A 12,361-nucleotide genomic window follows, 5' to 3' on the forward strand; every position below is an offset into this window, starting at 1 on the left:
CTCGGAGGGGCGGCCGACAGGCCACCCGCCCGGGAACCCACCGACCACGAATGATCAAGGAACGGACTTCATGAACGACCAGCACGACCACGGGGCACTTGGCGACGCCGAGTACGCGGAGTTCATGGAGCTCGCCGCGGAAGAGGGCTTCGACCGGGAGGACGTCGAGGGCGCGATCGAGGAGGCCGGCCACGGCCCGCTCCCCGTCCTCGCCGTCGTCGGCCGCCCGAACGTCGGCAAGTCGACCCTGGTGAACCGCATCATCGGCCGCCGCGAGGCCGTCGTCGAGGACAAGCCGGGCGTCACCCGCGACCGCGTCACCTACGAGGCCGAGTGGGCCGGCCGCCGCTTCAAGGTCGTCGACACCGGCGGCTGGGAGCAGGACGTCCTCGGCATCGACGCCTCCGTCGCCGCCCAGGCCGAGTTCGCCATCGAGGCCGCGGACGCCGTCGTCTTCGTCGTCGACGCCGTCGTCGGCGCCACCGACACCGACGAGGCCGTCGTCCGGCTGCTCCGCCGCGCCGGCAAGCCGGTCGTTCTCGCCGCCAACAAGGTCGACGGCCAGTCCGGCGAGGCCGACGCCGCCATGCTGTGGTCCCTCGGCCTCGGCGAGCCGTTCCCGGTCTCCGCCCTGCACGGCCGCGGCACCGGCGACCTCCTCGACGAGGTCCTGAAGGCCCTGCCCGAGGCCCCCGAGCAGACCTTCGGCAAGGCCGTCGGCGGCCCGCGCCGCATCGCCCTCATCGGCCGCCCCAACGTCGGCAAGTCCTCCCTCCTCAACAAGGTGGCGGGCGAGGACCGCGTCGTCGTCAACGAGCTGGCCGGCACCACCCGCGACCCGGTCGACGAGCTGATCGAGCTCGGCGGCCAGACCTGGAAGTTCGTCGACACCGCCGGCATCCGCAAGAAGGTCCACCTCCAGTCCGGTGCCGACTACTACGCCTCGCTCCGTACGGCCGCCGCCGTCGAGAAGGCCGAGGTCGCGGTCATCCTGATCGACACCACGGACGCCATCTCGGTCCAGGACCAGCGGATCATCACCATGGCCGTCGAGTCCGGCCGCGCCATCGTCATCGCGTACAACAAGTGGGACGAGCTGGACGAGGAGCGGCGCTACTACCTGGAGCGCGAGATCGAGACCGAGATGCAGCAGGTCTCCTGGGCGCCCCGGGTCAACGTCTCCGCGAAGACCGGCCGCCACATGGAGAAGCTGGTCCCGGCGATCGAGACCGCCCTCGCCGGCTGGGAGACCCGCGTCCCCACCGGCCGCCTCAACGCCTTCCTCGGCGAGCTCGTCGCCGCCCACCCGCACCCGATCCGCGGCGGCAAGCAGCCCCGCATCCTGTTCGGTACGCAGGCGGGCACCAAGCCGCCGCGGTTCGTGCTCTTCGCCTCGGGCTTCCTGGAGGCCGGCTACCGCCGCTTCATCGAGCGCCGGCTGCGCGAGGAGTTCGGCTTCGAGGGCACGCCGCTGCACATCTCGGTGCGCGTGCGCGAGAAGCGCAGCAAGAAGAAGTAGCGGAAGCGGCGCAAGCAGCCGAAGCTGCGGAAGCAGGAGTACGGCCGAGGGCCGGGGCATCGTGACGACGCCCCGGCCCTCGGCCGTACTGCCGTTCCCGCAGTCTTGCTGGTCGGCCGTTCTGCCGTTCTGCCGTTCCCGCAGTCCTGCCGGCCGTTCTGCCGTTCTGCCGTTCTGCCGTCAGGCCGTTCCTACACGCCGCTCCGCCGGCCCGGCGGCAGCGCGTACGCCGACCAGCCCGCCTGCTGCCCGAGCTGCCGGTGCGTCCCGAACGCCCGGAAGACCAGCTCCTCCTCGCCGCTGCGGTCGCCCGGCAGCGTACGGAAGGACCGGCGGTACTCGGAGTACAGGGCGTCGTAGATCGGCGTCGCCGAGAACCCGGCGGAGGAGTCCTGCGCGGGCCGCATGCCCGGGATGGGACCGGAGCTCGGGTAGGGGCGTGGGAAGGGGTCGTATGCGTGCACGTATGTGCCAACGACCCCGCCGTCCGCGGGATGCGGGCGGCCCTCGGAAAGAGGCGCCCGCCGGGGCCGCGGAACGGCCGGTGCCCGACGGTCGTCCGTCACGTGCCGGCCAGCGGCATCGCGGCGGCGACCAGGCAGCCGTTGGCCGCGGCCTTCTCCAGCGCGTCGCGCAGCAGGTCCTCGCGCGGCTGCTGGCCGATGGAGCCGACCGGGGCGGCGAAGACGAGCACCGTGTGCGACTTGTTGGCCGCCGCCCGCCAGCCCTCGGTGACCTGGAGCGGCTGGTGCGCCTGCCACCAGGCGACCTGGCCCGTGCCGCCCGCACCGGCCTGGAGCACCGAGTGCAGCTGGCCCATGGCGACCAGCACCGACCAGCCGGGCAGCAGCGCGGGCCTGGTGTTGACGTCGGTGACGGGCTGGAAGCCCTGCTCGACGAGGAGCGGCAGGAACTCGTCCGTCAGACCCTGCGAGCCGGGCCTGGCGACCGGCGCGGTCGGCTCCACGACGAGCGCCGGGTGCAGCTCGCCCTCGATGAGGACCAGGCCGCTGGTGACGCCGAGGACCGCCTGCTCGGGGTGGGCGGACGCGAGCGAGTCGGCCACGCCGCCGGCGGCGTCGGCCGCCGTGATGGAGGCGACAGCGCCCTGGAGCTGCTCCTCCGCCACCCGGACGACCTGGGACGGAATGCAGCTGGCGTGGGCGAAGGCGAGGACGGCGGTCTCCTCGCCGACGAACAGGACGGTGCTGGTGCGCTCCTGCTCGGAGTCGCCGGGCGTACGGCAGGAGGTGCAGTCGTAGCTGCCCGGGGCGTTCTCGCCGGCCAGCAGCCGGTCGGCTTCTTCGTCGCCGATCTCGGCGCGTACGTCCTCGCTGACGTCGAGCATGCGCGGCACGGGGGCTCCTGGACTTTTCGCGTGCGACGCCGGGCGGTTCCCGGTCGTCTCATGCCGAGTTCAACGGGGAAGGCTCGGCCGGGGTCACGCGTGGAGCGCCGACGAGTTGTACGAGGGGCGTGCGGGAGGCCGGTGCCGGCGGCGCGGGCACGGGTGACTCCGACCGGGTGGCATGTGAACGGTGTTCCGCGCGGCACGGGCCTTGGCCCGGCGGCCGCTGCCTAGCCTGCCTCGATGTCGAAGATCCGATATCGGGCCGCGGGCGTCGCCGTCCTGGTGGCGGCGCTGCTGCCCTCGGCGGCGGCCCTGGCCGCGGCCGCCGCGCCCACGCCGGTCGAGGCGTGCGTGCAGGACCAGTGGCCGTGGGGGTGCGTCGCCGGCTGCGAGAGCGGCGGCGACTGGCGCGCCGACACCGGCAACGGCTTCTACGGCGGGCTCCAGTTCTGGCAGCCGACCTGGGAGGAGTTCGGCGGCCGCCGTTACGCCCGGCGCGCCGACCTCGCCACCCGGGCGCAGCAGATCACCGTCGCCGAGGACGTGCTGCGCGTCCAGGGCTGGGGCGCCTGGCCGGTCTGCTCCAAGCGGTACGGGCTGAGCGGCCGCGCCCATGTCGTACAGCCCGGCGACACGCTGAGCGCGATCGCCCGCCGCTTCGGCGTCAAAGGCGGCTGGCGGGCGCTGTACGCGGCGAACCGCTCCGTGATCGGGCCGGACCCGGACCGGCTGGCGGTCGGCACGATGCTCCGCCTCACCCCCTAGATGTGTTGTCCGGGGACGTTGGTGACACGCGTGCTGGGTTCTTGAACGGGTGAGGGCCTCCGGGTTCGGTGTGGATTGCGACATCTGCGCCGATCCGAGGAGGCCCTCGTGCCCCACCGTAATGCCCCGCTGACCGAGACCGGGCGTCTTCGCCTGGCCCGCTGTGTCGTCGAGGACGGCTGGCCGCTGCGCCGGGCAGCGGAGCGTTTCCAGGTCAGCCACACCACCGCCGCCCGCTGGGCGGGCCGCTACCGGCAGCTCGGCGTCGCCGGAATGAGTGACCGCTCCAGCCGGCCCCATCACCAGCCCCGACGGACGCCGGCCGAGCTCGAGACGGAAGTTCTCCGCCTGCGGCGGGAACACCGCATCGGCCCGCTGCGGCTGGCCGTCCGGTGCCGCATCGCGGCCTCGACCGCCCACCGCATCCTCGTCCGCAACGGCCAGCCGCCCCTGGCGGCCCTGGACCGGGCAACCGGCGAACCCGTCCGCCGCTACGAACGCGCCCGACCCGGCGAACTGGTCCACATCGACGTCAAGAAGCTGGGCCGGATCCCCGACGGCGGCGGCCACAAAGTCCTCGGCCGGGCGGCTGGCAGCCCCAACAAGGACCGCCGGGGCGGCGCCGGATACGCCTACCTCCACACCGCCCTCGACGACCACAGCCGCATCGCCTACACCGAGGACCTGCCCGACGAGACCGCACCGACCTGCGCAGCCTTCCTGACCCGGGCCACCACCTACTTCGCGTCCCTGGGCATCCACGTCGAGCGGGTCCTGACCGACAACGCCTGGGCCTACAGCAAGAACACCTGGCGCGACACCTGCCGCGACCTGGGCATCAGCCCCCGCTGGACCAGGCCCTGGCGCCCCCAGACCAACGGCAAAGTCGAACGCTTCCACCGCACCCTGCTCGACGAGTGGGCCTGCCAACGGCCCTACACCTCAGACCACGAACGCATGGAAGCGTTCACCGACTGGCTCCACTGGTACAACTACCACCGACCCCACACCGGCATCGGCGGCCAAACACCCGCCAGCCGCGGCACCAACCTCTCCAGACAGCACACCTAGACGCTCCGGCTCGTGTTCCCGGTGATCTCGCCGCCGGACACGAGGGTGCCGCGACTCAGTTCGTACGCCACCGAGCCCGGCGGCAGCCCCGGCGGGACCCGCTGCTCGGCGAGGACGACGGCCGCGCGGGCGGGCGGTCCGGTGAGGGCGGCGAGCAGTTCGTACGTACGGGAGGCCACCGTCGTCGACAGGCCGAGCGAGGGCTCGTCGACGAGGACGACGCGGGCGGGGCCGTCGGTGGGGGAGAGGACGGCGCGGACCAGGCCGAGCATGCGGCGCTCGCCGCCCGAGAGGGTGCCGGCGCGGTGGTCGAGCAGCGGTTCCAGCTCCGGGTACGCGGCGAGGGCCTCGTCCAGGCGGCCCGGCGCCGCCAGGTCCAGGTTCTCGGCGACGGTGAGCGTCCCGTACACCGCCCGCAGATCCGGTACGAAGCGGAGGCCGCGGCGGGCGCGGGCGTGGGCCGGCAGCCGGGTGACGTCCGCGCCGCCCCACACCACCCGCCCGGCGGTCAGCGGCACCGTCCCGGCGAGGGCGCGCAGCGCGGTGGTGCGGCCGGAGCCGTTGCGGCCGAGCAGGACGGTGACCGTGGCGGCGGGCAGCCGCAGGTCGAGGCCGTGCAGGGCCTCCAGGGGGCCGTAGCGGACGCGGGCGCGGCGGAGCGCGATCTCGACGGTCATCTGATCCGGCCTCCCTCCAGGGTGTGCACGGTGTGCGCGATGCCGGCGACGAGGTCCGGGTCGTGCTCGACCACGAGCACGGTCAGCCCGTCGGCGGCGAGCGCGGCGAGGACACGGGCCAGGGCCGCCGTCTCCTCCGCGTCGAGCCCCGCGGCCGGCTCGTCGAGGAGGAGGGTGTGCGGGGCGCTCGCGAGGGCCCGGGCCAGCTCGACGCGCCTGAGGGTCCCCGTGGGCAGCCCGGCGGCGGGGCGGTGCCGGACCGCCTGCCCCGCCAGGCCGAACAGCCGCAGCGCCCCCTCCACCGCGGCCCCGTCCCGCGCGCCGACCCGCACGTTCTCCTCCACGGACAGCGACGGGAACACGGCCAGCTGCTGGAACGTCCGCGCGATGCCGAGCCGGTGGCGGGCGTGGGCGGGGCGCCTCGTGATGTCGACGCCGTCGAGCATGACCCGTCCGGTGGTCGGCCGCGCCGCCCCGGCCAGGCAGTCGAAGAGCGTGCTCTTCCCCGCCCCGTTCGGCCCGACGACGGCGGTCACCCGGGCGGGCGCGAGCGCGATGTCGACGCGGTCGAGGGCGGTGAGGCCGCCGGGGTAGGTGAGGGTGAGGTGCCGGGCGACGAGGCGGTGAGTGGCCGCGGCGTGGTGACGCCTTCCCGCGCCGGGCGCCTGGGCGCCGCCGGCGGCCGCGGGCCGGTGGGCCTGCGCCCGGCCTCCGGCCGGGTTGCCGTTCCCACCCGCACCACCCGCTCGGTGGGCGGGCAGAGGTGCGGGCCTTCCCGTGGGCGGCTCGGCACCGTCGGCGGCTGCGGGCCGTGGTGCAGGGGACGGCTCACCCGCCCACAGCAGTGACGTCAGTGGTGGTACGCGGCCCGTGAGTGTGGCCAGGAGGCCGATCAGCGCTACGGCGACGCCGGCGTGGGTGGCTGCGTCGAGGGTGATGAGGAGGGTGGCGGCGAGAAGGGGCGTGAGGAGGGAGTCGGCGCCGAGCACGAGGACGGCGGTGAACCAGAGCAGGCCGCGGATCGGGTCGAAGGTGTCGGGGTCGAAGGCGCGGACGGACATCGCGAGGAGGCCGCCGCCGAGGGCGGCGAGGGCGGCGCCGAGGGTGAAGGCGAGGAGTTTGAGGGCGGCGACGGGGACGCCGGCGGCCTCGGCGCCGGGTTCGTGGTCGCGGAGGGCGGCGAGGGCGCGGCCGGTGCGGCCCCGGCGGAGGGCGGCGACGAGGAGGAAGGCGCCGGCGAGGAGGCCCAGCTCCAGGGCGTAGTAGCGGCGGTCGCCGTCGAGGCCCGCCGGGCGGCTCAGGGTCAGGCCCGCCGTCGCGTACGGCTGGGCGAAGACGAAGCGGCTCACCGCGACCCCGACCGCGAGCGTGGCCAGGGCGAGCGCCAGGCCGTGGCGGCGGATCGCGGGCCAGCCGGTGAGCAGGCCGAGCGGGGCCACGCACAGCGCGGCCACCCCGAGCGCCACCAGCTCGGGCAGCCCGGCGGCCGCGAGCAGGGCCGTGAACAGGGCGCCGAGTCCCGCGTACGCCGCCTGGCCGAGCGCGATCTGGCCGCCGCGGCCCGACACGACCACCAGCGAAAGCAGGATCACCGCGAGCGCCGGGACCTGCACCGCCGTCGAGAGGTCGTCACCCGCGAAGCCCAGGGGCAGCAGGAGCAGGACGCCGGCCACCAGCCACACGCCGACCGGCACCCGCGTCCCCCGCACCGGCGGTGGCAGCGCGTCCTCGCCGCCCACCCCGGGCAGCACCAGCGCCGCCACCAGCAGGGCCACCACGAACAGGTTCGCCCCGACCGCCTGGACCAGTGGGCCCGCCCAGCCCTCCGGGTGCAGGCGGGTCAGCTGGGCCTGGGCGACGCCGAGGGCGAGGGCCGAGACGATCGCCACCGGCAGGCTCCGCATCCGGGCGAGGACCGCGACCGCGATCACCTCGACCACCAGCAGCGGCATCCCGTACGGGTCGAGCCGCACGTACGGCGCGAGCAGCACGCCCGTGAACCCGGCCGTGAAGGCGCCGAACGCCCAGCCCGCCGCCGACACCCGGTCCGTCGCGATCCCCGACAGCTCGGCCAGCGGCCGGTTGTCGACGACGGCCCGCAGCTCGCGGCCGAACCGGGTCCACCGGGTCACCGCCCCGACCAGGCACGCGAGCACCACCACCGCCGCCAGCTGGGTCCACGGATCGTCACCGAGGAGCACCGGCGCGTCGGACCGGGCCCCGTTGCCCCAGACGAGCGCCGCCGCCCCGACGAGCAGCACGAACACGCCGATCGACGCCACCAGCGTCTGTGCCGGATTCGACCCGGCGAGCGCGAGCGGCCGGAACACGGCCCGGTCGAGGACCAGCCCGATGCCCGGCGCCACCACGAGCAGCGTGACGAGCGCGCCGAGCGGCAGCGGCCACCCCCACTCGACCACGAGTTGCCGGAGCACGTACGCGCAGACCATCGCGATGGCGCCGTGCGCCAGGTTGAGGACGCCGGTCGCGCGGTACGTGACGATCAGTCCGATGCCGGTGAGCGCGGCCGCGCTGCCGATCGCGAGACCGGCGAGGGTGAGGTCGTACGTCAGCGAGGCCACGGCTCACACACCGGGCAGGGGTCGAGTCCCGTGTCGTCGTCCCCCACCGGCACCGCCTCCGGACGTCCCGTCACCAGCGGGCAGTCCGGCCGGTGGGCGAGGGTTCCGCCGGGCACCCGCAGCGGCGGTTCGTCCGAGGAGGGCCTCACCCCGGCGTCCGCCTCGGCATCCGCATTCCCATCCGCATCACCATCCCCATCCGCATCCCCGTCGGCAGCGGTCGCCCGCTTCTCCGGCTCCGCCACCGCGTCCCCCGCCCCGTTCCGTACCCCCGCCACCACCCACACCGCCCCCGCCACGAGCAGCGCCGCGCCCGGCACCGTGCTCGACGCCAGATACGGCAGCTGCCGGGCCACCAGGACCTCGCCGGAGATCCCGTACCAGCCGATCACGCACAGCACCGCGCCCCCGGCGACCGCCGCCAGGCCGCCCCACAGCAGCAACCGGACCGGCCGGACCCTCCGGACGGTCCGTGAAGTCGAGCGCACGAGGGCCTCACCACCTTCACCCGCTTTCCTTGCACTATGCCCCGAATCACCCCACCCTGGACTCATCAGGCGTTCGGCCTGCCCCTGACATCCGGTGGTGAGCCAGATGCTTCTCACGCGACGTGCGGCGGCCTTCGGCGCGGCGGCGGTCCTGGTGCTGACCCCGGTCGTCGCCGGGTGCTCCGACAACTCCGGCACCAGCTCGTCACCGAGCCAGGTCACCCCCACGACCTCGCCCGCCATGACGGACCAGCCGCTCGACCCGGTCGCCGCCAAGGCGCAGATCACCAAGAACTGGACCGCGTTCTTCGACCCGAAGACCCCGCCCGACCAGCGGATCAAGCTCCTGGAGAACGGCCAGAAGATGGCGCCCGTCCTCGGCGCCTTCGCCGGTAACGAGAACGCCGCCGCGACCTCCGTCAAGGTCACCCAGGTCAGCTTCACCTCGCCCACCGGCGCGAACGTCACCTACGACCTGCTGGTGTCGGGGAACACGGCCCTGCCCCACGCCAAGGGCACCGCCGTCCTGCAGGACAACACCTGGAAGGTGTCCGTGAAGACCCTCTGCGGCCTGGTCCAGCTCAGTGGCACGACCCAGGTCCCGGGCTGCTGAGGCGGTCGCGGCGCTGCTCCTCGCCGTGCTCGCCGCCCTGGTCCCGCTCCTCGCGGGCTGCGGCAGCCGGCTCCCGGAGCGCGCCTTCGGGACGCGGCCCACCGTCACCCCCTCCGGCGGTGAGCCGCTTCGCGTCGGCATCATCACCAGCGCCACCAGCCCGGTCGGCGGCGACACCTTCACCGGGCCGCGCGACGGCGCCCGCGCCTGGTTCGACGCCCTCAACGCCCGCGGCGGCGTCGCCGGGCGCAAGGTCGAGGTGTTCACCTGCGACGACGGCGGCAGCGGCATCGGCAACAACGCCTGCGTCCACGAACTGGTCGACCGGCGCAAGGTCTTCGCCCTGGTCGCCACCACCGCCCTCGACTACGCCGGCGCCCCGCTCGTCGCGAAGGCCGGCGTCCCCGACATCGGCGGCCAGCCGCTCACCCCCGCCTACGACACCTATCCGCACCTCTACGGCATCTACGGCAGCTCCGCGCCACGCACCGGGAAGTCGCCCGGCTGGCACGGGGTCCTGTACGGCGGCACCGAGGTCTACCGCTGGTTCCGCAGCCACCTCGGCGCCCGCACCGCCGCCGTCGTCTCGTACAACCAGGCGGCCTCCGCCGCGTACGCCCGGCTGATCGCGGACGGACTGCGCGCCGAGGGCTACCGGGTCGTCGGCGAGCAGGTCGACTTCGCGCTGCCCAACTTCCGCGCCGTCGCCGCCGACCTGCGCGCACAACACGCCGACCTCGTCCTCGACGCGATGGACACCCACGGCAACGTCCAGCTGTGCGAGGCCATGGAGGCGCTCGGCGTCCACGTCGCCGCCAAGGTGACCAACGTGCAGAACTGGTCCTCGTCCGTGGCGCGCGACTACGCGAAGGCGCCGGGCTGCCGGGCCGCGCTGTACGTCACCGGCTCCAGCCGCGACTACGACGACACCGCCCTCCCCGCCGTGCGGGAGTTCCGGACGGCGATGGGCGACCGGCCGCTGTCGCAGTGGCAGCTGGAGGGCTGGGCGGCGGCCATGTGGTTCACCGACGCGGCCCGCTCCTGTGCCGGCGGCCCCGGCGGGCCGGCCGGCATCACCCGGGCGTGCGTGGAGGCGTACGTCAACCGGGCGGAGCCGTACACCGCCCGCGGGCTGCTCCTGCCCGTGCGCTTCGAGCGCCTGGCGACGCCGCCGAAGACCTCGTACACCTGCCTGTCCGTGGCCCGCTGGCGGGACGGCCGCGGCTGGGTCCCGCAGGGCGACATGAACCGCAACTGCGCCACCGTGCCCCAGCTGGGCTACCACCCGTGACGGCGCCCGTGACGCCGTTCGGGAAACCGCCCGTCACGCCGTTCGGGAAACCGCCCGTGACGCCGCCCCCGACGCCCGTCGTGCGCAAGGCCCCTGTGCGCGCAGTACAGTCGGCGGCGACCAGACCCGCTTGACCGGGGGGAACCGGTACGGCCATGCGCATCTCCTTCCTGCTCCACAACGGCTACCACATCGGCGGCACCATCCGAACGGTCTTCACGCTCGCCGCCGAGCTGGCTGCCCGTCACGAGGTGCAGATCGTCTCGGTGTTCCGCCACCGCGACGAGCCGATCCTCGGCGTGCCCGCCGGTGTGACGCTCCGTCCGCTCGTCGACATCCGGAAGAACAGCCCGGGGTACGACGGAGAGCACCCCGACTTCCACCGGCCCGCCCGGGTCTTCCCGCGCGGCGACGGGCGCTGGAAGCAGTACAGCGCGCTCACCGACGCCCGGATCGGCGCCCATCTCGCCTCCGTCGACGCGGACGTGGTGATCGCCACCCGCCCGGGGCTGGGCGTGCAGCTCGCCCGGCAGGCGCCGCGCGGACCGGTCCTGGTCGGGCAGGAGCACCTGACCCTGGACGGGCACAGCTACCGGCTGCGCCGGGACATCGCCCACGAGTACGCGCTCCTGGACGCCGTCACCACCGTCACCGAGGCCGACGCCCGCTCCTACCGGGCGCTCGGCCTGCCGGGCACCGTCCGCGTCGACGCCGTGCCGAACAGCGTGCCCGCGCCCACCGTGCCGCCCGCCGACCCGGCCGCCAGGGTCGTCGTCGCGGCCGGCCGGCTCACCCCGGTCAAGCGGTACGACCTGCTGATCGACGCCTTCGCGGACGTGGCCGCCGCCCGCCCCGACTGGAAGCTGCGGATCTACGGCACCGGTGACGCCGCCGACAACCTGAAGCAGAGCCTGGCCCGGCAGATCGAGCGGCTCGGCGTCGGCGGGAACGTCTTCCTCATGGGCACCGCCCACCCGATGGAGCCGGAGTGGGCCAAGGGCTCGCTGGCGGTCGTGACCTCCCGGCGCGAGTCCTTCGGCATGACCATCGTCGAGGCGATGCGCTGCGGCCTGCCGGTGGTCTCCACCGACTGTCCGTACGGCCCGGGCGAGATCATCGAGGACGGCGTCGACGGCAGGCTCGTCCCGGTCGACGACACGGCCGCCGTCGCCGCCGCCCTGCTCGCCCTCATCAACGACGACGAGGCCCGGGCCCGGGCGGCGAAGGCGGCCCTCGTCTCCTCGGAGCGCTTCGACCCGGTCCGGATCGCGGCCCGCCACGAGGCCATCTGGACCGACCTCGTCGAACGGCGGGCCGGGGCCGCCGCCCCGCGCGCCCGCAGCCACCCGGCGGCCCGCGCCACCCTGCACCGCACGGTCGGCGCGCTCCTCGACACCGCCTACGCGGCGAAGTCCAGGGCCGGCGCGCTGGTCCGCCGCTTCCGCTGACGGAAGCGGGCCTCTGTGTGCGCGGCGCGGACGGGCCGCGGGGAAAACGTGAACGGGCCCTGGGTCGGGGAGTCGCGCAATTACTGGCGGAATGCTTTCGTCCGCTTGTTCTGCGGAATTCCGGGAAAGGCTGCCGAGGTCCGGTGAATTGCCGGGGAAGCGGCTGGAATTCGCCCCTGCGGGCGGGCTTGCGGAAGAGCGGGGTCATGTCAAACACATGTCGAGAACCTGTGACACAAGCGTGACCGGCAGGGTACTAACGTGAGCTGCATGACATCCGAACACGCACCCGAAACGTATGTGGGACTCTCCGCCGAGGAGGCCGAGCGTCTCGCCCGGATCCGTGGCTGGAGCGTCGTCCGGTCCCTGCCGCCGGGCTCGATCATCACCATGGAGTACATGGAGGCGCGCATCAACTTCGAGGTCGAGGACGGCGTCGTGACCCGTGCCTGGCGCGGCTGAGAAAGCCCGGGGAACGGGGGCCGTTGGAACCGGTGTCGGGGGCAGGGGAGAGAGACAGGGGAGAGGGCCCCGGCCGTGATCGGCCGACTTCACC

The 12,361-nt window shown here is 74.2% G+C and carries 12 protein-coding genes; 7 read left to right on the forward strand and 5 right to left on the reverse strand.

Annotated features, from left to right (window positions below; translation table 11 throughout):
- The first annotated feature begins 70 nt into the window (after positions 1 to 70).
- Positions 71 to 1,519 carry a ribosome biogenesis GTPase Der gene (der, locus tag ACWEJX_RS22535; protein ID WP_451609199.1) on the forward strand — a complete coding sequence of 483 codons (1,449 nt, stop codon included), beginning with the start codon at positions 71 to 73 and terminating at the stop codon, positions 1,517 to 1,519.
- A gap of 191 nt (positions 1,520 to 1,710) precedes the next feature.
- Here the strand turns inward: der and ACWEJX_RS22540 are convergent, their stop codons facing one another.
- Both ACWEJX_RS22540 and ACWEJX_RS22545 read right to left on the reverse strand, forming a co-directional pair.
- Positions 1,711 to 1,926 (reverse strand): hypothetical protein, encoded by a 216-nt coding sequence (locus ACWEJX_RS22540; RefSeq protein ID WP_451609200.1) that lies wholly within the window; start codon positions 1,924 to 1,926, stop codon positions 1,711 to 1,713.
- A gap of 155 nt (positions 1,927 to 2,081) precedes the next feature.
- The gene (locus ACWEJX_RS22545; RefSeq protein WP_451609201.1) at positions 2,082 to 2,876 is read right to left on the reverse strand and encodes a hypothetical protein; all 795 of its coding nucleotides are present in this window, start codon (positions 2,874 to 2,876) and stop codon (positions 2,082 to 2,084) included.
- A gap of 234 nt (positions 2,877 to 3,110) precedes the next feature.
- Here ACWEJX_RS22545 and ACWEJX_RS22550 point away from each other — a divergent pair, with 234 nt between their 5' ends.
- Together ACWEJX_RS22550 and ACWEJX_RS22555 are read left to right on the forward strand one after the other, a co-directional pair.
- On the forward strand, positions 3,111 to 3,635 hold the full coding sequence (locus tag ACWEJX_RS22550) for a LysM peptidoglycan-binding domain-containing protein (RefSeq protein WP_451609202.1): 525 nt from the start codon (positions 3,111 to 3,113) through the stop codon (positions 3,633 to 3,635).
- Positions 3,636 to 3,743: 108 nt separating this feature from the next.
- Positions 3,744 to 4,706: an IS481 family transposase gene (locus ACWEJX_RS22555; protein WP_451609203.1), complete on the forward strand. Its 963-nt coding sequence runs from the start codon at positions 3,744 to 3,746 to the stop codon at positions 4,704 to 4,706.
- Here ACWEJX_RS22555 and ACWEJX_RS22560 read toward each other — a convergent pair.
- Genes ACWEJX_RS22560 through ACWEJX_RS22570 form a run of 3 tightly spaced genes read right to left on the reverse strand, consistent with a single transcriptional unit; the run spans position 4,703 to position 8,453 of the window.
- Positions 4,703 to 5,383, reverse strand: a complete 681-nt coding sequence (locus ACWEJX_RS22560; protein WP_451609204.1) for an ATP-binding cassette domain-containing protein — start codon at positions 5,381 to 5,383, stop codon at positions 4,703 to 4,705. The two genes, ACWEJX_RS22555 and ACWEJX_RS22560, sit on opposite strands and share 4 nt — an antisense overlap.
- The gene (locus ACWEJX_RS22565) at positions 5,380 to 7,965 is read right to left on the reverse strand and encodes an ABC transporter permease subunit (protein ID WP_451609205.1); all 2,586 of its coding nucleotides are present in this window, start codon (positions 7,963 to 7,965) and stop codon (positions 5,380 to 5,382) included. Before ACWEJX_RS22565 ends, ACWEJX_RS22560 begins: the two co-directional genes overlap by 4 nt.
- Positions 7,953 to 8,453: a hypothetical protein gene (locus ACWEJX_RS22570; protein ID WP_451609206.1), complete on the reverse strand. Its 501-nt coding sequence runs from the start codon at positions 8,451 to 8,453 to the stop codon at positions 7,953 to 7,955. The genes ACWEJX_RS22565 and ACWEJX_RS22570 overlap by 13 nt, the downstream gene beginning before the upstream one ends.
- A gap of 106 nt (positions 8,454 to 8,559) precedes the next feature.
- On the opposite strand from ACWEJX_RS22570, the gene ACWEJX_RS22575 reads away from it, so the two are divergent.
- The 4 genes from ACWEJX_RS22575 to ACWEJX_RS22590 all read left to right on the forward strand — a co-directional run bounded on the left by ACWEJX_RS22575 (position 8,560) and on the right by ACWEJX_RS22590 (position 12,267).
- Positions 8,560 to 9,066 (forward strand): hypothetical protein, encoded by a 507-nt coding sequence (locus ACWEJX_RS22575; protein WP_451609207.1) that lies wholly within the window; start codon positions 8,560 to 8,562, stop codon positions 9,064 to 9,066.
- Entirely contained in the window at positions 9,038 to 10,357 is a 1,320-nt protein-coding gene (locus ACWEJX_RS22580; RefSeq protein ID WP_451609208.1) for an ABC transporter substrate-binding protein, read from the forward strand. The genes ACWEJX_RS22575 and ACWEJX_RS22580 overlap by 29 nt, the downstream gene beginning before the upstream one ends.
- A gap of 155 nt (positions 10,358 to 10,512) precedes the next feature.
- Positions 10,513 to 11,805 (forward strand): glycosyltransferase, encoded by a 1,293-nt coding sequence (locus tag ACWEJX_RS22585; RefSeq protein ID WP_451609209.1) that lies wholly within the window; start codon positions 10,513 to 10,515, stop codon positions 11,803 to 11,805.
- Between the two features lie 270 nt (positions 11,806 to 12,075).
- A complete protein-coding gene (locus ACWEJX_RS22590; RefSeq protein WP_451609210.1) occupies positions 12,076 to 12,267 on the forward strand; it encodes an I78 family peptidase inhibitor in 192 nt (63 codons plus the stop codon).
- Positions 12,268 to 12,361: the final 94 nt, after the last annotated feature.

The sequence above is a fragment of the Streptomyces sp. NPDC004788 genome, from assembly GCF_053601115.1.